Source organism: Pseudomonas cuatrocienegasensis (assembly GCF_900110925.1).
GTDB lineage: Bacteria > Pseudomonadota > Gammaproteobacteria > Pseudomonadales > Pseudomonadaceae > Aquipseudomonas > Aquipseudomonas cuatrocienegasensis.
In genome coordinates this window covers 266,350-285,056 of sequence record NZ_FOFP01000004.1, presented here as the reverse complement: position 1 = coordinate 285,056, position 18,707 = coordinate 266,350, and the positions used below count along the sequence as shown (strand labels likewise).

The 18,707-nt window shown below is 62.7% G+C and carries 18 protein-coding genes; 14 read left to right on the top strand and 4 right to left on the bottom strand.

The genetic code is table 11. The features are described 5' to 3' along the window. Positions 1-41: 41 nt before the first annotated feature. Together ygfZ and BMW49_RS08260 are read left to right on the top strand one after the other, a co-directional pair. Positions 42-983 carry a CAF17-like 4Fe-4S cluster assembly/insertion protein YgfZ gene (gene ygfZ / locus BMW49_RS08265; RefSeq protein WP_069520737.1) on the top strand — a complete coding sequence of 314 codons (942 nt, stop codon included), beginning with the start codon at positions 42-44 and terminating at the stop codon, positions 981-983. A gap of 36 nt (positions 984-1,019) precedes the next feature. Then, positions 1,020-1,856 (top strand): HDOD domain-containing protein, encoded by an 837-nt coding sequence (locus tag BMW49_RS08260; RefSeq protein WP_069520740.1) that lies wholly within the window; start codon positions 1,020-1,022, stop codon positions 1,854-1,856. Between the two features lie 29 nt (positions 1,857-1,885). Here the strand turns inward: BMW49_RS08260 and BMW49_RS08255 are convergent, their stop codons facing one another. Together BMW49_RS08255 and BMW49_RS08250 are read right to left on the bottom strand one after the other, a co-directional pair. Continuing rightward, the gene (locus tag BMW49_RS08255; protein WP_069520742.1) at positions 1,886-3,292 is read right to left on the bottom strand and encodes a sensor histidine kinase; all 1,407 of its coding nucleotides are present in this window, start codon (positions 3,290-3,292) and stop codon (positions 1,886-1,888) included. Continuing rightward, positions 3,285-3,953, bottom strand: a complete 669-nt coding sequence (locus BMW49_RS08250) for a response regulator (RefSeq protein ID WP_069520744.1) — start codon at positions 3,951-3,953, stop codon at positions 3,285-3,287. The genes BMW49_RS08255 and BMW49_RS08250 overlap by 8 nt, the downstream gene beginning before the upstream one ends. A 251-nt stretch (positions 3,954-4,204) precedes the next feature. Here BMW49_RS08250 and BMW49_RS08245 point away from each other — a divergent pair, with 251 nt between their 5' ends. The 6 genes from BMW49_RS08245 (at position 4,205) to BMW49_RS08220 (ending at position 10,668) form a co-directional block, all read left to right on the top strand. Next, on the top strand, positions 4,205-5,470 hold the full coding sequence (locus BMW49_RS08245) for an OprD family porin (protein ID WP_069520746.1): 1,266 nt from the start codon (positions 4,205-4,207) through the stop codon (positions 5,468-5,470). Positions 5,471-5,499: 29 nt separating this feature from the next. Further along, positions 5,500-6,480 carry a Bug family tripartite tricarboxylate transporter substrate binding protein gene (locus tag BMW49_RS08240; protein ID WP_069520748.1) on the top strand — a complete coding sequence of 327 codons (981 nt, stop codon included), beginning with the start codon at positions 5,500-5,502 and terminating at the stop codon, positions 6,478-6,480. 90 nt (positions 6,481-6,570) lie between these two features. Beyond that, complete coding sequence (locus BMW49_RS08235; RefSeq protein WP_069520751.1) at positions 6,571-7,014, top strand: tripartite tricarboxylate transporter TctB family protein; 444 nt, start codon at positions 6,571-6,573, stop codon at positions 7,012-7,014. 1 nt (position 7,015) lies between these two features. Beyond that, positions 7,016-8,524, top strand: coding sequence for a tripartite tricarboxylate transporter permease (locus BMW49_RS08230; RefSeq protein WP_069520753.1), 1,509 nt, complete (start codon positions 7,016-7,018; stop codon positions 8,522-8,524). Continuing rightward, a complete protein-coding gene (locus BMW49_RS08225; protein WP_069520755.1) occupies positions 8,517-9,536 on the top strand; it encodes an AbrB family transcriptional regulator in 1,020 nt (339 codons plus the stop codon). Before BMW49_RS08230 ends, BMW49_RS08225 begins: the two co-directional genes overlap by 8 nt. Positions 9,537-9,771: 235 nt before the next feature. Beyond that, positions 9,772-10,668, top strand: a complete 897-nt coding sequence (locus BMW49_RS08220) for a DUF6279 family lipoprotein (RefSeq protein ID WP_069520756.1) — start codon at positions 9,772-9,774, stop codon at positions 10,666-10,668. A gap of 3 nt (positions 10,669-10,671) precedes the next feature. Here the strand turns inward: BMW49_RS08220 and ung are convergent, their stop codons facing one another. Beyond that, the gene (gene ung / locus BMW49_RS08215; protein ID WP_069520758.1) at positions 10,672-11,364 is read right to left on the bottom strand and encodes a uracil-DNA glycosylase; all 693 of its coding nucleotides are present in this window, start codon (positions 11,362-11,364) and stop codon (positions 10,672-10,674) included. A 529-nt stretch (positions 11,365-11,893) separates the two neighbouring features. Here ung and BMW49_RS08210 point away from each other — a divergent pair. The 6 genes from BMW49_RS08210 to BMW49_RS08185 all read left to right on the top strand — a co-directional run bounded on the left by BMW49_RS08210 (position 11,894) and on the right by BMW49_RS08185 (position 17,969). Continuing rightward, positions 11,894-13,141 carry an ABC transporter substrate-binding protein gene (locus tag BMW49_RS08210; RefSeq protein ID WP_069517456.1) on the top strand — a complete coding sequence of 416 codons (1,248 nt, stop codon included), beginning with the start codon at positions 11,894-11,896 and terminating at the stop codon, positions 13,139-13,141. A gap of 6 nt (positions 13,142-13,147) precedes the next feature. Continuing rightward, complete coding sequence (locus BMW49_RS08205) at positions 13,148-14,314, top strand: isobutyryl-CoA dehydrogenase (protein WP_069517458.1); 1,167 nt, start codon at positions 13,148-13,150, stop codon at positions 14,312-14,314. Between the two features lie 31 nt (positions 14,315-14,345). Continuing rightward, positions 14,346-15,164 (top strand): enoyl-CoA hydratase, encoded by an 819-nt coding sequence (locus BMW49_RS08200; RefSeq protein WP_069517460.1) that lies wholly within the window; start codon positions 14,346-14,348, stop codon positions 15,162-15,164. A 143-nt stretch (positions 15,165-15,307) separates the two neighbouring features. After that, positions 15,308-16,411 carry an enoyl-CoA hydratase/isomerase family protein gene (locus BMW49_RS08195; RefSeq protein WP_069517462.1) on the top strand — a complete coding sequence of 368 codons (1,104 nt, stop codon included), beginning with the start codon at positions 15,308-15,310 and terminating at the stop codon, positions 16,409-16,411. A gap of 248 nt (positions 16,412-16,659) precedes the next feature. After that, a complete protein-coding gene (gene mmsB / locus BMW49_RS08190) occupies positions 16,660-17,547 on the top strand; it encodes a 3-hydroxyisobutyrate dehydrogenase (protein WP_069517464.1) in 888 nt (295 codons plus the stop codon). 83 nt (positions 17,548-17,630) lie between these two features. Further along, complete coding sequence (locus BMW49_RS08185; protein ID WP_069517466.1) at positions 17,631-17,969, top strand: tryptophan synthase subunit beta; 339 nt, start codon at positions 17,631-17,633, stop codon at positions 17,967-17,969. Positions 17,970-18,037: 68 nt separating this feature from the next. Here BMW49_RS08185 and BMW49_RS08180 read toward each other — a convergent pair whose 3' ends face one another. After that, positions 18,038-18,478, bottom strand: a complete 441-nt coding sequence (locus BMW49_RS08180) for a hypothetical protein (protein ID WP_069517468.1) — start codon at positions 18,476-18,478, stop codon at positions 18,038-18,040. Positions 18,479-18,707: the final 229 nt, after the last annotated feature.

Genomic DNA, 18,707 nt, shown 5'->3' with positions numbered 1-18,707 from the left:
TATGATGGGCGCCTGACTTTCCTCCGGTAAACCGCACTGCCATGGTCGATAGCGCCTTTTTCTGCCCCCTCAGCCACGAGGGCATCCTTGCCGTCCGCGGCGTCGATGCGAGCAAATTCCTCCAGGGTCAGGTGACCTGCAACCTCAATTACTTGAGCGCCAGCTACAGCAGCCTGGGCGCCCGCTGCACGCCCAAGGGCCGCATGCAGTCGAGCTTTCGTATCGTCGCGATAGAGGATGGCTACCTGCTGGCCATGGATGCCGGGCTTGTGGCCAGCCAGTTGGCAGACCTGAAGAAATACGCGGTGTTCTCCAAGTCCACCTTGACCGACGCCAGTGCCGACTATGTGCGCTTTGGCCTGAACCAGGCCGATGAAGCGCTGGCAACCCTGGGTCTGCCATTGCCCCAGGCGACGGGGAGCGTGGTGCTGGCCGACGGCATACGCGCCATACGCCTGGACGATGGTCGCTGCGAGCTTTGGGTAGCTGCCGAACGCGGTGCAGCCGTGCAAACGCAACTGGCCAGCCTGCTCAAGCAAGACCCGCTCAACGATTGGCTACTGGCCCAGGTTCGCGCCGGGGTCGGTCAAGTATTCGAGCCGACCCGCGAGCTGTTCATCCCGCAAATGCTCAATTTGCAGGCATTGGATGGGGTCAGCTTCAAGAAAGGCTGCTACACCGGCCAGGAAATCGTCGCGCGCATGCAGTACCTGGGCAAACTCAAGCGCCGCCTCTACCGCCTGCACCTGGCGGCCGAGATATGCCCGACGCCCGGCACGCCCCTATACTCGCCGGTACATGGCAGCGCGGTCGGCGAAGTGGTGCTGGCAGCCCAAGCTGGAAACACGGTCGAACTGCTGGCCGTCCTCCAGGAAGATGCCGTCAATGACGGCCGCTTGCACCTGAGCACGCTCGACGGTCCGAGCCTGAGCCTGCTTGACCTGCCCTACACCCTCGACTCCAACCGTGAAATTCAGCGCTGACTACACTCAACGCACGCACCTCAGCAGAGAAGCCCAATGAGCAAGCTTGCCGAAAAAGTCCAACAGGAACTGATCCAGGCTATCGAAAACGATGACCTGGTGCTGCCAACGCTGCCCGAAGTGGCGTTGCGGGTCCGCGAAGCGGCGGAAGACCCGGATATCGGCATTCCCCAGATCAGCAAAGTGATCGGCAACGACGCCGCCCTGACCGCGCGCATCATCAAGGTGGTCAACAGCCCACTGCTGCGCACCAACAAGGAAATCACCGATTTGCAGATGGCCGTTGCCCGTCTGGGCATCAACTACACCTGCAACCTGGCCACTGGCCTGGCCATGGAGCAGATGTTCCAGGCCACCAGCGATGTAGTGGATCGCAAGATGCGTGAAGTGTGGAACAAGAGCACGGAAATCGCTGGCATCTGCCACGTCCTGTGCAAGCACTACACCCGCCTGATGCCCGACCAGGCCACCCTCGCCGGCCTGGTGCACCAGATTGGCGTGTTGCCGATCCTGACTTACGCCGAAGAGCACAACGAGTTACTGGCCGACTCGATCAGCCTCAACCACGTGATCGAGCAGATTCACCCGATCATCGGCGATCGAATTCTGCGCGCCTGGGAATTCCCCGAACTGATCGCCATAGTGCCGAGCCAGTACCTCGACTTCCAGCGCGACAGCGCCAAGGTCGACTACGTGGATATCGTCCAGGTCGCCACACTGCAGAGCTTCCTCGGCAGCGAACACCCCTATACCCAGCTGGACTGGTCGAGCATCCCGGCGTTCAGCAAACTGGGCCTGGACCCGAACGTGGACATGCAGGCCGATGAAGACCTGTCCAGCGCCATGGAAGCGGCCATGAATATGCTGCAGTAACCGCACGTAGACGCCTGAGGGCGACCGGCTCAGGGCAGCGCGGCCGGCCTGTCCAGTGCAGTAAACGCCACCCGCACCAGCAGTCCACTGGGCACGGGCTGGTGCAGGGTGATCAGCGCCTGATGGGCACGGCAGATCTCGCCGACGATGGCCAGCCCCAGCCCCGCGCCGTTGCCCTGGGCACTGCGCCGATAAAAGCGCTCGAAAACCTTCTCATGATCCTCCAGCGGAATGCCGGGGCCGTCGTCCTGCACCTCGAGCACCGCCGGTGCGAGCACCCTCAGCACCACATTGCCCCCCGCTGGGGTATGCGCCAAAGCATTGTCCAGCAGGTTGCACAGCAGCTCGTTGAGCAGCGTCGGTTCGCCATGCAGCCACACCGGCGCATCGGCTTCCAGGGCCAGGGCGATACCACGGGCATGGGCCAGAGGCGCCAGCGCCAGCCCCAACTCCCGCGCCAATTGGCTGAGGTCCAGCGGTTGCGCTCCGCCCTCGGCAATTGCCCGTGCTCCACTCTCGATACGCGCCAGCGAAAGCAACTGATTGGCCAGATGAGTCAGTCGATCGGTCTGCTGGGCCGCGCTTTCCAGGGTGCTGAGCCAGACCGCCGGTTGCTGATCGCGCCGCCCCAATTCTATCCGCGCCTTGAGCGCAGCCAGGGGCGTGCGCAGCTCATGGGAGGCATCGGCAATAAATTGCGACTGCCGCTCGAACAGGCGTCGCAAGCGCGCATTGAACTGATTCAAGGCGTCCACCAGCGGGCGCAATTCGCGCGGCAGGCCTTCGTCGGGCAATGGCTGCAGATCATCACTGGTGCGCTCGACCACACTGCGGCGCAGGCGCTCCAGTGGTCGCAAGCCAGCGCTGACTGCCAGCCACACCAAGCCAAGCGCACTGAGCGAAAGAAAGCCCATGCGCCACAGCGTACCCAGCAATAGCTCACGCGCCATGCGCTCACGAGCGCCCTGGGTTTCGGCCACGCGAATCTGCGCGATGCCATTGAGCTGCGGCTCGCTGACCGGCTGCAGCAGGTTGACCACTCGCACGCCCTGATCGCGGTACTCGGCATCGTAAAAATGCGCCAGCGCCGGGTAATCATTGGTGCGCGGCGTATCGGGTGGGGGTGCGGGCAGGTCTTCATAGCCGGACACCAGCGCGCCCTTGAGATCCAGCACCTGGTAGTAGATGCGCCCGGCACTGTCATAGGCGAAGGTATCGAGGGCCACATAAGGCACGTTGGCGCTCAGCCGCTCGCCCGTGGCATAGAGGCCATCGGCAATGGCCCGTGCGGACGCCAACAGGGTTCGATCGTAAGCGGTATCGGCGGCGCGGCGCGCGCTCCAGTAAGCGCTGAGACTGCTGACCACCAGAATCACCGTCAACAACAGTGCCAGGCGCCGCAGCAGGCGTCCGCGCAGGCTGCCCGGCTCAGCCATCGCTGGCTTCCAACAGATAACCCAGGCCGCGGAAGGTGACGATGCGCACACCCCCTTCGAGCTTCTTGCGCAGGCGGTGAATATAGATTTCGATGGCGTCGGAGCTGGCATTCTCATCAAGGCCGAATACCTGAGCGGCCAGTTGCTCCTTGCTCATCACGCGCCCAGGCCGGGCGATCATCGCCTCCAGCACTGCCTGCTCGCGCGAGGTCAGGTTGAGCGCTTCGCCGTCCAGGCTGAAGCGTCGCGTACCCAGGTCATAAACCAACGGACCACAGCGCTGTTGCTGCTCACCGCCCAGCACACTGCGCCGCAGCAACGCCTTGACCCGCGCTTCCAGCTCACTCAGTTCGAAGGGTTTGGCCAGGTAATCGTCGGCCCCCAGGTTAAGGCCATGCACACGGTCCTTGACCTCGCCGCGGGCGGTGAGCATCAACACCGGGAGAGTCTTGCCACGCTCACGCAGCCGCGCCAACACCTGGAAACCATCCATGCGCGGCAGGCCGATATCGAGAACGGCCAGGGCGTACTCCTCGCTACTCAAGGCCAGATCCGCGGCCACTCCATCGTGCAGCACATCGACCGTCAGGCCCGACGCGCGCAAGGCTTGCGCCACACTTTCCGCCAGTTGCGGATGATCTTCGACCAGCAGAACTCGCACTGCCACCTCCACTTGAACAGCGGGACCGGATCAGGCCCCAGGCGCCGCCCATGCTGCGCGCGGGGAAGTTTACAGCGAGCCAGGCAGATGCGCTGATATTGCTGCAGGGCGCTGTAAAAACTTTCACCACCTGAAAGCTTGGCGAAAGCTTGCCCCTCTAGCATCCTCAACAGGATGGCTCGATCCATCCACCAAAACGGCTCGTACAGTGGTGTGCAGCCGTGACAAAAACAACAATTGGAGACCACACGATGCCTATCGCATCTCGTCAGGCGCTGTCGCCTGCTCACCTGCTCAGCCTCGCTGTATCGACTGCCCTGCTCGCACCCTCGGCACACGCCGCCTTCATCGAAGACAGCTCGGCCAACCTGACTGCCACCAATATCTACCTCAATCGCGACTTTCGTCAGTTCGACGGCCAGAACAAGCGCGAAGAATGGGGTCAGGGTTTTCTGCTCGACCTTAAATCCGGCTACACCGAAGGCACCGTCGGTTTCGGCCTCGATGCCATGGGCATGCTCGGTCTCAAGCTCGACTCGGGCAAGGGTCGCACAGGCACTGACCTGCTGCCCGTGCAGGATGATGATCGCTCCGCCGACGAGTTCAGTCGCCTGGGCATGACCGCCAAGGTCAAGGTTTCCAATACCGAACTGCGTTATGGCTCGCACGTACCCGAGCTGCCGGTCGTCAAAGCCAGCGACAGCCGTCTTATGCCGCAAGTATTCGAGGGCGGGCTGCTGAGCTCCGCCGAGCTGGAAGGTCTTACCTTGACTGGCGGACGCCTGGACAAGGTAATCGACCGCGCCTCGACCAACTCCGAAGACCTCGTGCTCAACAGTAAGAATGGTCGCTTCGCAGGCGGTATCACAGCCGACCACCTCGACCTGGCAGGCTTCGACTACAAGATTGCCAAGGGCCTGACCGGGCGCTACTACTTCGCCGATCTGGACGATATCTACCGCCAGCATTTCTTCGGCCTGCAAACCAGCCACGCTCTGGGCGCCGGTACCCTGTCCTCCGACCTGCGCCTGATGATCAGCAATGACAGCGGCGCAGCCAATGCCGGCAAGATCGACAACCGCGCCCTCAACGGCATGGTCAGCTATGCCATCAGCGGGCACAAATTCGGCCTGGGCTACCAGCGCATGAGCGGTGATACCGGCTATGCCTACATCGACGGCAGCGACCCGTTCCTGGTCAACTTCGTGCAGATCAACGACTTCGCCAACGCCGACGAGCGCTCCTGGCAGGCGCGTTACGACTTCGACTTTGCCAAGGTCGGTGTGCCCGGCTTGAGCTTCATGACCCGCTATATCCGCGGTGACGACGCTGAAATTGCCAACAGCACGCGCACCGGCGGTGAATGGGAACGCAACATTGAGGTCAAGTACGTGGTACAGAGCGGCCCGCTCAAAGATGTGTACGTGCGTCTACGTAACGCCAGCCTGCGCTCCGACTTCGCCCGCGATGCGGACGAAAACCGCGTCATCGTCGGCTACAGCCTGGCGATCTGGTAACCCACAATAAGAACCCAGAGGAATCAACCATGCACATTGCTTTCAGCCGTATAGCCCTGGCTACTGCCTGCCTCGCCTTCGCGGGTCAGTTGCTGGCAGCCGAGCCCAAGCGTCCCGAATGCATCGCCCCGGCCAAGCCAGGCGGTGGCTTCGACCTGACCTGCAAACTGGCCCAGAGCGGCCTGAAAGATGAAGGCCTGCTCAAAGCCCCGATGCGCGTCACCTACATGCCCGGCGGTGTCGGCGCAGTGGCCTACAACGCCGTGGTCGCCCAGCGCGCAGATGACCCGGGCACCATCACCGCGTTCTCCAGCGGCTCACTGCTGAACCTGGCCCAGGGCAAGTTCGGCCGCTACGACGAAAACGCCGTACGCTGGCTGGCCGCCGTGGGTACCGACTACGGCGCGATTACCGTGCGTGCCGACTCGCCGTACCAGAACCTCGACGACCTGATCCAGGCGCTGAAGAAAGACCCGTCGAGCATCGTCTTCGGCGCTGGCGCCACCATCGGCGGTCAGGACTGGATGCAGACCGCGCTGATCGCCCGCCTCGCCGGTATCGACCCGAAAAACCTGCGTTATGTCGCCTTTGAAGGCGGCGGCGAAACCCTCACCGCCATGCTCGGCGGCCACGTACAGGTCACCAGCAGCGGTCTGGGCGAAGTCACCCCGCAACTGGAAGCAAAAAAAGTACGCATCCTCGCCGTACTTTCCGAGGAGCGGCTGCCCGGCAAACTGGCAGAAATCCCCACTGCCAAGGAACAGGGTTACGACATCAACTGGCCGGTGATCCGCGGTTTCTATATGGGCCCGGAAGTCAGCGACGAGCAGTTCAACTGGTGGAAGCAGCAGTTCGACACGATGCTGGCCAGCGAGGATTTCGCCAAGATGCGTGAGCAACGTGACCTGCTGCCATTGTCAGTCACCGGTGATGACCTCAATGCCCTGGTGTTTAAGCAGGTCGCTGAGTACAAGACCCTGGCCGCAGAATTTGGCCTGATGCAGCAATAAGTGCATCGCAGGTCAGTCGTCACTCGACGTCTGACCTGCCCTGCGGGCGGCCTGCCGCTCGACCCTGTCCCTACGCAAGAGACCATTGCTATGTACGTTCGCCTGTTCGCTGCGATCTGGCTGCTGTTTTGCGCCTGCCTCGCAGTCATCGCCTGGGGGTTCCAAGCTCCCTTCGCCTATGACCCGGTCGGCCCACGGGCTTACCCGCTGCTGCTGCTCGCACTGATGGCAGTTGGCTCCGCCTGGTTGGTCTTCAAGCCCGGTGAGGCTGTGGAAATGCTCAGCCGCCGCGCGCTGCAGCGTGCAGGCCTGTGCATTCTCACCCTGCTGGCCTACGCCGTACTGTTCGAGCCTCTGGGCTTCATTCTGAGCACTGCGCTGGCGACCTTCGTTCTCGGCCTGCTGTTCACTGGCCGCGTGCTGCCTTGCCTGGTCAGCGGTGTACTGATGGGCGTGCTGCTGTATGCCCTGTTCGATTATGCGCTCGACGTACCACTGCCTTTGGGCGTGTTCGAAGCGTTGGTGGAGAGCTGAGATGGAAACTTTACATTTTCTGATGCAGGGCTTTGACGTTGCCACCCGGCCAACCAACCTGCTGGTCGCGCTGTTCGGTGCCTTCGTCGGCACCATCGTCGGTTTGCTGCCGGGTCTGGGCCCAATCAACGGCGTTGCTCTGCTGCTGCCGCTGGCCTTCGCCCTTGGCCTGCCGCCGGAAACCGCGCTGATTCTGCTCGCTGCCGTATACCTGGGCTGCGAGTACGGCGGGCGTATTTCCGCCATTCTGCTCAACGTCCCCGGTGATGCCGCTGCGGTCATGACCACCCTCGACGGCTACCCGCTGGCCCGCCAGGGCAAAGCAGGCATCGCCCTGTCGTTGTCGGCAGTCAGTTCCTTCACCGGCAGCATGATCGCCACCTGCGGCGTAGTGCTGTTCGCGCCGATCCTGGCGAAATGGGCGGTGGCCTTCGGCCCTGCCGAATACTTCGTGCTGATGGTTTTCGCGATTGCCTGCCTGGGTGGCATGGTCGGTGACAAACCGGTCAAGACCCTGCTCTCGGCGCTGATCGGCCTGGCCCTGGCTACCGTTGGGGTCGACTCCACCACCGGGGTTTACCGCTTCACGTTCGACAGCGTCAGCCTGTCTGATGGCATCCAGTTCGTCATCGTGGTGATCGGTTTCTTCAGTGTCAGCGAAATCCTCCTGATGCTGGAAAACACTCACAACGGGCAGAAGGCAGTCAAGGCCAGCGGCCGCGTGCTGTTCAACTTCAAGGAATACTGCTTCACCTTCTGGACCATGATTCGCAGCTCGATCGCCGGTTTCATCATCGGCGTACTGCCGGGCGCCGGCGCGACCATTGCCAGTGCCATGACCTACATGACTGAAAAACGTCTGGCCGGTGACAGTGGCAAGTTCGGTGAAGGCGACCTGCGCGGCTTGGCCGCTCCCGAGTCGGCCAACAATGCCTCGGCCTGCGGCTCGCTGATCCCGATGCTGACCCTCGGTGTACCGGGTTCGGGTACCACCGCTGTGATGATCGGCGCCCTGACGCTGTACAACATCACCCCCGGTCCGTTGTTGTTCGAGCAGCAACCGGACGTGGTCTGGGGCCTGATCGCCTCGCTGTTTATCGGTAACGTGATCCTGCTGGTGATGAACATCCCGCTGGTCGGCCTGTTCTCGCGCATGCTCAGCGTGCCGAACTGGGTGCTGGTACCCGCGATCACCGTGATCAGCATGGTCGGCGTCTATGCGGTGCACAGCACCACCTTCGACCTGGTGTTGATGATCGGTCTCGGCGTGTTCGGCTATATCCTGCGCAAGCTGGACTTCCCGTTGTCTGCAGTGATCCTGGGCTTCGTCCTCGGTGAAATGATGGAAGACAACCTGCGCCGCGCCCTGTCGATCTCGGCCGGCGACCTGGGCATCCTCTGGGGCAGCCCGATCACGCTGATACTGTGGGCCCTGGCATTTCTGATGCTGGCCCTGCCAGGCATCCGCTGGATGCGCGCACGCCGCAAAGCCCAGGTTACCGGTGCCTAACCACTGGCGCAGCTGGTGGGCCACTCCGCTGGTCGGCCTGGCCGGCGGCGCTCTGGCCAGCCTGATCGGCTGGCCCCTGCCCTGGATCATCGGTTCGCTGCTGGCCGTCATCGCGGTACGTTGCAGCGGTTGGACCATCGGCGAGATCCCTGCTGGCCGGCAAACCGGTCAGTGGATCGTTTCCAGCGCCATCGGTCTGCACTTCACCAGCGAAGTCATGGCGCAACTGATCAGCCATTTCGGCGTCATCCTGGCAGGTGCTTTCGGCACCCTGCTGCTCAGCCTGATCGGCATCCTGGTTCTGCGCCGTAGCGGTGTGGACCGGGCCACGGCGTTCTTCTCCAGCATGCCCGGTGGTGCCAGCGAAATGGTCAATCTGGCGCAGCGCCACGATGCCCAGGTGGCCCGTGTCGCAGCTGCGCACAGCCTGCGCCTGCTGTCGGTGGTGCTGATCGTGCCGGCACTGTTCACCTGGGGCCTGCCGGACCGGCCAGCCCCCACACCTGCCCAGGTCGACTGGTTGTGGCTGGCGCTGCTGCTGCCTGCCGGCGCCCTGCTGGCCTTGCTCTGGCGCCGCCTTGGGCAACCCAACCCGTGGATGCTAGGGCCGCTCACGGCCTGCGCCATCGCCAGCGTCACCTTCGATTTGCACATCGGCTTGCCGAATGGCCTCGGCCAGGTGGGTCAGTGGCTGATCGGCTGTGCCCTGGGCTGTCATTTCGACAGGGCGTTCTTTCGTAGTGCACCGGGGTTTCTCGCGCGCATTCTGCTGTTCACCCTGCTCGCCATGTTGGCGGCAGCGCTCCTGGCAAGCGGTCTCGGCTGGCTCGCCGGCGAAGACCAGACCTCGCTGATGCTCGGCATGATGCCCGGCGGCATCACCGAACTGTGCCTGACCGCCGAGGCCCTGCACCTGTCGGTGGCGCTGGTCACGGCACTGCAGGTGCTGCGCCTGTTTATGGTGATGTTCCTCGCCGAACCGCTGTTCCGGCTATGGATACAGCGCGGCTGAGCAGACTCATTACGGCAACTTTTGGCCCGCCCTGTGCGGGTCTTTTTTTGTCTCTGGGAACCTGACATGGACAGCGCTGGCTGCAGACACTTGGTGCGCGCGGCGCACCCTACTTGCTAAGCAGTGGCGCTTGCCCCATGCAACACTCATGTGATTTTTAGCAAATGTGTCCACCGCCCCGCAGACCGACGGGGCTGGCGTACCCTCGGCACTCTATTGTGCAGAGGTGCATGTCATGAGGTTGTTACGCCACCTGGATTGTCTCGCCGCCTGCTTGCGCCTACGCAGCCTGGCACTGCTGGTGTTGCTGCCAGTGCTCGTCAGCGCCTGCAGCCAGGTGGGCCTGGCCTACCGCAATCTCGATTGGCTGGTGCCCTGGCGCTTGAATGACTACCTGAGTCTGGACAGCACCCAGCAAGCCTGGCTCAAACCACGGGTGCAGCAACACCTGACCTGGCATTGCAGCCAGGAGCTGCCGCGTTATCTTGACTGGCTGAACGAAACCCAGCGCCTGGTTAGCGGCCCCGCGCCCAGTGCCGAACATTTGCTGGCGCGCTTCGCCGATGTGGATGCAGCCATCAAACGCCTGACTGTAGAGGTCACGCCCACCGCCATCGAATTGCTCAAAGGCCTGAACGACAGCCAGGTCGAGGCGCTATACGCCGCCATGGACGAAGACAACGTGGAAGACCGCCAGGACTTTCTCGAACCGGACCTGGCCACCCAGCACCGCGAGCGCGCCGAGCGCCTGGAAGACCGCCTGCGCAACTGGCTAGGCCGACTTAATGCCGAACAGCAGGCTCGGGTCACGACCTGGGCCGAAGGCCTGGGCGAGCAGAACCGCTACTGGCTGGAAAACCGCGCCCTCTGGCAAGACGCCTTTCGTCAGGCCATGGCGCAACGGGACCAACCCGACTTTGGCGAGCGCCTGACACACCTGCTACAGAACCGCGAAGCCTATTACAGCGATGACTATCGCGCCGCTTACCCGCGTTCACGTGCGGCGCTGGCCAGCCTGTTCAGCGACCTGCTGGCCCAGGCCACCGACGCCCAGCGCGAGCGCCTTGGACACCGCCTGCGCGACCTGCAACGCGATCTCGCCGCCCAGGTATGCAGCAGCGCAGAGGCCTAGGGCTTACAGCGCCGGCAGGCGCCAATCGATAGGCGTCAGTCCCTGCTGATCGAGAAACTTGTTGGTCCGGCTGAAATGGCCATTGCCGATAAACCCCCGGTGCGCCGATAGCGGCGAGGGATGGGGCGAGCGCAGGGCCAGGTGGCGCTGGGTATCGATGAGTTTTTCCTTACCCTGTGCGTGGGCGCCCCAGAGCAGAAACACCAGGTGCGGGCGCTGCGCACTGACCACCTCGATCACCCGATCGGTGAACGGCTGCCAGCCTTTGGCAGCATGGGAGCCGGCATTGCCACGCTCGACCGTCAGCGACGTGTTGAGCAGCAGCACGCCCTGCTCGGCCCAGTGCTGCAGGCAGCCATGGGCAGGGATATCGATATTCAGGTCGCGCTTGAGCTCTTTGTAGATATTCAGCAGCGACGGCGGCGTGGCCACCCCAGGCTGTACGGAGAAGCACAATCCATGGGCCTGACCCGGACCGTGATAGGGGTCCTGGCCAATGATCACCACTTTCACCTGGTCCAGCGGCGTGGAGTTGAGCGCATTGAAGATCAGCGGACCTGGCGGGTAGATCTCCTTGCCCGCGGCTTTTTCCGCACGCAAAAAATCGCCCAGCTGGCGCATATAGGGCTTCTCGAATTCATCATGCAGGGCCGCTTTCCAGCCTGCTTCGAGTTTGACGTTATCGGCAGCACTCATGCCAGTGTCCTAGTCTCCAGTAAACAGCGGGCACGCTAGAGAAGCCGTCGGCGTGAGTCAAGGCGCCCCGGTCCAATCACCTGAAATGCGAACCGCAACCGACCTGCTGCCTGCGTCTGCTCATATCCTGCAGCCACAGGTGTCTTTCTGCCAAACCAGCCAAGATTCAATTCGGACATAAGGGTCTGTTCCCGTTTCGCCGCATGCCGCGTTGCCGCGAAAAATCTCGCCAGGCTAGGCGGAGGACGCAGGTAATGGTTGTTCCCTTGCCAAGTCCTCCAACAACGCATGGCGAGATTTTGCGCGCAACCCGAAGGGCCGGGCCAGTTTTAGCGCGATGCTACGTTTCTCGATGGCTCATTTAGCCGGCTAAACTTCGCATCTCGTGCCTTGCCTCGCGCTAAAACTGGCTCCGGCGCGGCCGCGAGCGAAACGGGAACAGACCCTAGACCAATGGACGATCTCATCCACTAATCTGAGTGGCATAAAAGTCTTCTGTGCTCCAACAACAAAAACAAGGAGAACCACCATGCACTACCTGACAGCAGCCCTGGCCCTCTGGCTTGGGCTCAGCTTCTGCGCGCAAGCCGCCGAGCCCATTACCCTGGGCCTCAACTATCCCCGTACGGGGTCGTATAAAGAAGAAGGGTTGGCGCAAATGCGCGGCGCCTTGCTGGCCATCGACGAGATCAACGCCGCAGGCGGCGTGCTGGGGAGGCCGCTGCGCCTGTCCAGCAAGGACACAGCCTCGCGCCCGGCCAAAGCGGTTAAAAACGTAGAGAAACTGTCTGCCGAAGGCGCCGCGATGCTGTTCGGGGGCTCCTCCAGTGCAGTGGCCATCGCCTCAGGCAAACGCGCCGCTGAACTGGGCCTGCTGTACTTCGGCACCCTCACCTATTCCAACGACACCACGGGCAAAGACGGCCATCGCTATATGTTCCGCGAGTGCAACAGCGCCTGGATGAGTGCCCGTGTACTCGGCCAGTATCTGAACAAGACCCTTCCCGACAAACGCTATTTCTACATCACCTCCGACTACACCTGGGGCCACACCACCGAGAGCTCCCTGCGCCAGACCACCAATAGCGTAGACGTCGCCATACACCCTGGCCTCAAGGTGAAGTTTCCTGGTGCCCATCTGGCCGACTATCAGGACGTCCTGACCCAGGCTGCCGCAAGCAATGCCGAGGTTCTGGCGCTGGTGCTGTTCGGCGAAGACCTGGTGCGTGCCATGCGTATCGCCAAAGACCTGGGCCTGACCGAGCGCATGCAGGTCGTCGCGCCCAACCTGACCCAGAGTATTGTCGAACAAGCAGGGCCTGGCCTGATGGAGGGCGTGGTCGGCACCGAGCCTTGGACCTGGCGCGTACCGGCACTGGAAAAATCCGCCCGTGGCGAAGCCTTCGTCAAGACCTTCAGCGAACGCTACGCCATGTACCCATCCAGCTCTGCTGCATCGGCCTACAGCATCGTCTATCAATGGGCCGATGCCGCCAAGCGCGCCAATAGCCTGGAGAGTGAAGCCCTGATCAAAGCCCTGGAAGGCCACCGTTATCAGTTGCTCAAAGGTCAGCAGGAATGGCGCGCCTTCGACCACCAGAACGTGCAAACGGTGTATGCGGTCAAAGTGAAGCCACGGGAAGAGGTACTCAAGGATCCGCTCAAGCAGGATTACTTCGAGATCGTCGGCCGTCTCGAGGGTGCCGAGGCAGCACCCAGCCTGGCCGAGTGGCAAGCCGAGCGCAAAGCCGCCGGTCAACCTTTGACGCTGCAGTGAGGCTATATGGATTTCGATCTGAGTGATGAACAACGCCTGCTGGTAGACAGTGCCCGTCAGTTCGCCAGCCGAGAGCTGGCACCCCACGCCGCTGACTGGGACCGTGATCACCACTTCCCGGTCGCGGTGATCAAGCAGGCGGCCGAGCAAGGCTACCTGGCCCTGTATATCCAGGAAGAAGACGGCGGCCTGGGTCTGTCACGCCTATCCGCCGCGCTGATCTTCGAGCAACTCGCCGCCGGCTGCGTGGCCACCACGGCATTTCTCACCATCCACAACATGGCCTCGTGGATGCTCGCCTCCTTCGCCGACCAGGCGCTCAAGGATGCCTGGCTGCCGCGGCTGGTCAGCGGTGAGCTGCTGGCCTCCTACTGCCTCACCGAACCCGACGCCGGCTCCGACGCCGCGCACCTGCGTACGCGCGCCCGACGCGATGGTGACGACTACGTGCTGGACGGCAGCAAATGCTTTATCTCCGGTGCGGGCAGCACCGATGTGCTGATCGTCATGGCGCGCAGCGGCGAGGACAGCGGCGCCAAGGGCGTGTCCTGCTTCCTGGTACCGGCCAATGCCGAAGGGGTGAAGTACGGGCGCAATGAATTGAAGATGGGCTGGCGCGCCCAACCGACCCGCACCATCACCTTTGAAAGCGTGCGCATCCCGGTGGGCAACCGTATCGGGCCTGAAGGTCAGGGCTTCGTCTACGCGATGAAAGGCCTGGATGGCGGGCGCATCAACATCGCCAGTTGCTCACTCGGCGCGGCGCAAGCGGCGCTGGAGCAATCACTGCGCTATGTCGAGGAGCGCAAACAATTCGGCAAGCCACTCAGCGACTTCCAGGCTCTGCAATTCAAGCTCGCCGACATGCTCACTGACCTGACCGCAAGCCGGCAGATGGTGCGCCTGGCCGCGCACAAGCTGGACCACGGCCACAGCGAAGCCAGCCTGTACTGCGCCATGGCCAAGCGCTTTGCCACCGATCACTGCTTCAGCCTGTGCAACGAAGCCTTGCAACTGCATGGCGGCTACGGCTATCTAAATGACTACCCGCTGGAGCGCTGGGTACGCGACAGCCGCGTCCACCAGATACTCGAAGGTACCAACGAAATCATGCGGGTGATCATCGCCCGCCGCCTGCTCGACCAAGGCGGCATGCTTGATCGCCTGCTGTAGGGTGCGAACCTGCCAATAGCACGAGGACTCTATGAGCACTGCCATCGAAGCCTACAACCCCGGACTTTTCGACCTGACCCACAAACTCACCGTGGAGAAACACGGGCATACCGCGCTGATCACCATCAACCACCCACCGGCCAACACCTGGGACCGCGACTCGCTGATCGGCCTCAAGCAGATCATCGAGCACCTCAACCATGACGACGCCATCTACGCCCTGGTGGTGACCGGCCAGGGCGCGAAGTTCTTTTCCGCTGGCGCCGACCTGAATATGTTCGCCGATGGCGACAAGGCCCGCGCCCGGGAAATGGCCCGGCGCTTTGGCGAAGCCTTCGAGGCGCTGCGCGATTTTCGTGGTGTGTCGATTGCCGCGATCAACGGCTACGCCATGGGCGGCGGCCTGGAGTGCGCCCTGGCCTGCGACATCCGCATTGCCGAACGCCAGGCGCAATTGGCCCTGCCGGAAGCCAGCGTCGGCCTGTTGCCCTGCGCCGGCGGCACCCAACACCTGAGTTGGCTGGTGGGTGAAGGCTGGGCCAAGCGCATGATTCTCTGCGGCGAACGCATCGACGCAGAAACCGCCCTGCGCATCGGCCTGGTCGAGCAAGTGGTCGACAGTGGCGAAGCCCGCGGCCACGCCCTGTTGCTGGCCGCCAAAGTGGCGCGGCAAAGCCCGGTGGCCATACGCACCATCAAGCCGCTGATCCAGGGCGCCCGCGAGCGCAGCCCGAACACCTGGCTGAGCGAGGAACGCGAGCGTTTCGTCGACCTGTTCGACGCCGACGACACCCGCGAAGGGGTCAACGCCTTCCTGGCAAAACGCGACCCGCAGTGGCGCAACAAGTAACCCGTGCGCCGTACCTCCCGGATTGCATCCAGGCTACGCCCTGCTTCTGTAGGAGCGAATTTATTCGCGATTGGCCCGCCACAGCGCCCCAATCGCGAATAAAGGCTAGGCGCGCCTGCAAGGCACAACAATAAAGGTTGCTCATGAATATAGAGTTTGAAGAACGTCCCTGCCTGCACGGCCTGCGCATCGGCATCGCCAGCCTGGATGCGGAAAAGAGCCTCAACGCCCTGTCACTGCCGATGATCGAAGCGCTGGATGCCAAGCTGCGTGAGTGGGCAGACAACCCGGCCATCGTCTGTGTGCTGCTGCGCGGCAACGGTCCCAAGGCCTTCTGCGCCGGCGGCGACGTAGTGCAGCTGGTGCAACAATGCCGCGAGCATCCCGGCGCAGTGCCCCCCTTGGCACGACGCTTCTTTGCCGATGAATACCGCCTCGATCACCGCATCCATACCTACCCGAAACCCTTTATCTGCTGGGCCCATGGCCATGTGTTGGGGGGCGGCATGGGGCTGATGCAGGGTGCTGGCATTCGCATCGTCACCCCCGGCAGCCGCCTGGGCATGCCCGAGGTGAATATCGGCCTGTACCCGGATGTCGGCGGCAGCTGGTTCCTCGCCCGTCTGCCAGGCAGGCTTGGCCTGTTCCTCGGCCTGACCGCCAGCAGCATCAACGCCACAGATGCTCTGGACCTGAACCTGGCCGACCGCGTGCTGCTCGACAGCCAGCAGGAGGATCTGCTCAACGGCCTGACCCAACTCAACTGGCAGGCGCACAGTGCCCAGCAACTGCACAGCCTGCTCAAGGCCCTGGAAAACCAGGCCCGCAGTGAACTACCAGCCGCCCAATGGTTGCCGCGCCGCGAGCGCATCGATGCATTGCTGGACGTGGCCGACCTGCCCCAGGCCTGGCACGCCATCAGCGCCCTGCAGGATGACAGCGAGCCGCTAATGGCCCGCGCCGGCAAGACCCTGGCCGGCGGCTGCCCACTGACCGGACACCTGGTATGGGAGCAGATCAACCGTGCCAAACAGCTGTCCCTGGCCGAGGTATTTCGCATGGAATACGCCATGAGCCTGAACTGCTGCCGCCACCCGGAATTCCCAGAGGGCGTGCGTGCACGGCTGATCGATAAAGACCACGCACCACACTGGCACTGGCCCGATGTGGCGCAGATTCCCCAGCAGGTGATCGACGCTCACTTCGCGCCAGTATGGGAGGGTGAACATCCGCTGGCGGACCTGTAACAGGTTGTAGTACGTAGGGTGGATGACGCTTTTTCATCCACCGACAAGACCGCAGCTGGTGGATGGGTGAAACGTCATCCACCCTACACCGCTGAGTCGAGCCAAGTCGGTAGCCTGGGTCGAGCGAAGCGACACCCGGGGCATCGTTTCTCGAGTATCGCTGCGCTCAGCCCAGGCGACTTGCTACGCTCAATCTACACGGGCCACCCTAGGCGACGTGCTGCACCCTTACGAGGAGGGCAACAACCATGAGCCAAATCGCTTTTATCGGCCTCGGCCATATGGGCCTGCCCATGGCGCGCAACCTGCTCAAGGCGGGCCATCACCTCAAAGTATTCGACCTGCTGCCCGCGGCCATCGACGAACTGGCCAAGGAAGGCGCGCAGCCCGCTAGCAGTGCGCTCGATGCCATCGCCCAGGCTGACGTGGTGATCAGCATGCTGCCCGCCAGCCGCCATGTCGAAGGGCTCTACCTCGGTGCTGATGGTCTGCTGAATGCGCTCAAAACCGGCACTTTGGTGCTCGAGTGCTCGACCATCGCGCCGCAGGTTGCGCGCAACGTGCATCACGCGGCCCAAGAACGCGGTATCGAACTGCTCGATGCACCCGTGTCCGGCGGTACCGCTGGCGCCGCGGCGGGCACCCTGACCTTTATGGTCGGTGGCGCAGCCAAGGTGCTGGCCAAGGCCCGTCCGCTGTTCGAGGCCATGGGCAGAAATATCTTTCACGCCGGCCCTGAGGGTGCGGGACAGGTGGCCAAGGTGTGCAACAACCAGGTCCTGGCCGTGCAAATGATCGCCACCGCCGAAGCCATGGCCATGGGCGTGGCCAACGGTCTGGAGCCAGTGGTGCTGGCCGAGATCATGCGGCAAAGCTCGGGCGGCAACTGGACGCTGGAAAAGTACAACCCCTGGCCCGGCGTCATGGAAAACGCCCCGGCATCCAAAGGCTATAGCGGCGGCTTTATGGCCGAGCTGATGGCCAAGGACCTGGGCCTGGCCCAGGAAACCGCCCAGGCCAGCGGCAACAGCACACCCATGGGCGCGCTGGCCTTGCAGCTGTATCGCTTGTTGCTCAAGCAGGGCAAGGGCAAGCAGGACTTTTCGGTGGTGCAGCAACTGTTTACCGAGCAATGATTAACCTTGGATCAGCCAACCCACTTACACTCGCTACCATCAATGCAAGACAAGATGCCACCTAACCCGCCAAGGAGTATTCGATGCTGTACGTTAAACGCGATGCCTGGGGCAACCTGCAACGGGTCGAGTCAGCGGCGTTCGAGGGCATGGACGGCGAGCTGGCAGCCGATGATCAGGCGGCCCAGGAATGGCTCACTCAGCAGAACGCCGAGCAGAGCCTGATACAACTCAAGCAGAGTGACCTGGACATGATCCGCGTACTCGACGACTTGATCACCGTGCTGATCAGCAAGGGCGTGGTGCGCATCACCGATTTGCCCGAAGCTGCGCAAATGAAACTGGTCGGCCGCAGCAGGGCGCGCCACGCCCTGGGCGGTTTGAATCAATTGGTCGGCGAAGATGAGTCTGGGCTGATCTGAGCGAAGCCAGCGCTGGCAATCCATAACACAGGCGCGGCATCCAGCCTGCGCCTGTCGCCCTCAATTACTCAGTAGCGCCGTGCTTCGCTGCGCCGATCATAGGCCTGACGCGGTGCGCTCTGAATCAGCGGATTGCCCTGCGGGCGGGCATGCCGCTGACGCTGCTCCGGACGATACTCGGGCCTGCCAGCATTGTGATGGCGGCGGTCGTCGTAACGCTTGCCGCCCTGATAGTGCGGTGCCGGTGCATAACGGTGCGGTGCTGGACGATAGGCGTGGGCACCATATCGACGGCGGTCATCGTAATAGCGGCGCCGATCATCGTAGCGGTCATGGCGCGGCACCACGTACACAGGTTGGTAGATACGTTGTGGCGGTGGCGAGTAGTAGTAACCCTGCGCATAACCCCGGTCGTAGCTGCGATAACGCGACTCGTAGCTGTCGCCGTAGACGGCGCAACCGGTCAGTAAAAAACCTATGGCGACAGTAAGCATCAGTTTGAGGGACATGGCGGCCTCCTTCGACCGCTGGGTCGGCGCCGACCGATGTCGGCACCCGGGATTGCTCCCACCACCTATGACCTTGTGCCCGGCAGGCGGTGCCCTGCTGCGCGTAATTTTCGATGACAAGGTGTAACGGTGCGCATCAGGGAAATCGAAGCCGCCAAAAGCCCCAGAACAAACGCACCAAGATTACGCAGCCTACAGAGAACAGCCCCAGCAAGGCGCATAACCAGCA

What these genes read in the sequence shown, in the direction of transcription:
- ygfZ (WP_069520737.1), top strand. Translation starts at nt 42, where the DNA reads ATGGTCGATAGCGCCTTTTTCTGCCCCCTCAGCCACGAGGGCATCCTT.
- BMW49_RS08260 (WP_069520740.1), top strand. Translation starts at nt 1,020, where the DNA reads ATGAGCAAGCTTGCCGAAAAAGTCCAACAGGAACTGATCCAGGCTATC.
- BMW49_RS08255 (WP_069520742.1), bottom strand. Translation starts at nt 3,292, where the DNA reads ATGGCTGAGCCGGGCAGCCTGCGCGGACGCCTGCTGCGGCGCCTGGCA.
- BMW49_RS08245 (WP_069520746.1), top strand. Translation starts at nt 4,205, where the DNA reads ATGCCTATCGCATCTCGTCAGGCGCTGTCGCCTGCTCACCTGCTCAGC.
- BMW49_RS08240 (WP_069520748.1), top strand. Translation starts at nt 5,500, where the DNA reads ATGCACATTGCTTTCAGCCGTATAGCCCTGGCTACTGCCTGCCTCGCC.
- BMW49_RS08235 (WP_069520751.1), top strand. Translation starts at nt 6,571, where the DNA reads ATGTACGTTCGCCTGTTCGCTGCGATCTGGCTGCTGTTTTGCGCCTGC.
- BMW49_RS08230 (WP_069520753.1), top strand. Translation starts at nt 7,016, where the DNA reads ATGGAAACTTTACATTTTCTGATGCAGGGCTTTGACGTTGCCACCCGG.
- BMW49_RS08220 (WP_069520756.1), top strand. Translation starts at nt 9,772, where the DNA reads ATGAGGTTGTTACGCCACCTGGATTGTCTCGCCGCCTGCTTGCGCCTA.
- ung (WP_069520758.1), bottom strand. Translation starts at nt 11,364, where the DNA reads ATGAGTGCTGCCGATAACGTCAAACTCGAAGCAGGCTGGAAAGCGGCC.
- BMW49_RS08210 (WP_069517456.1), top strand. Translation starts at nt 11,894, where the DNA reads ATGCACTACCTGACAGCAGCCCTGGCCCTCTGGCTTGGGCTCAGCTTC.
- BMW49_RS08205 (WP_069517458.1), top strand. Translation starts at nt 13,148, where the DNA reads ATGGATTTCGATCTGAGTGATGAACAACGCCTGCTGGTAGACAGTGCC.
- BMW49_RS08200 (WP_069517460.1), top strand. Translation starts at nt 14,346, where the DNA reads ATGAGCACTGCCATCGAAGCCTACAACCCCGGACTTTTCGACCTGACC.
- BMW49_RS08195 (WP_069517462.1), top strand. Translation starts at nt 15,308, where the DNA reads ATGAATATAGAGTTTGAAGAACGTCCCTGCCTGCACGGCCTGCGCATC.
- mmsB (WP_069517464.1), top strand. Translation starts at nt 16,660, where the DNA reads ATGAGCCAAATCGCTTTTATCGGCCTCGGCCATATGGGCCTGCCCATG.
- BMW49_RS08185 (WP_069517466.1), top strand. Translation starts at nt 17,631, where the DNA reads ATGCTGTACGTTAAACGCGATGCCTGGGGCAACCTGCAACGGGTCGAG.
- BMW49_RS08180 (WP_069517468.1), bottom strand. Translation starts at nt 18,478, where the DNA reads ATGTCCCTCAAACTGATGCTTACTGTCGCCATAGGTTTTTTACTGACC.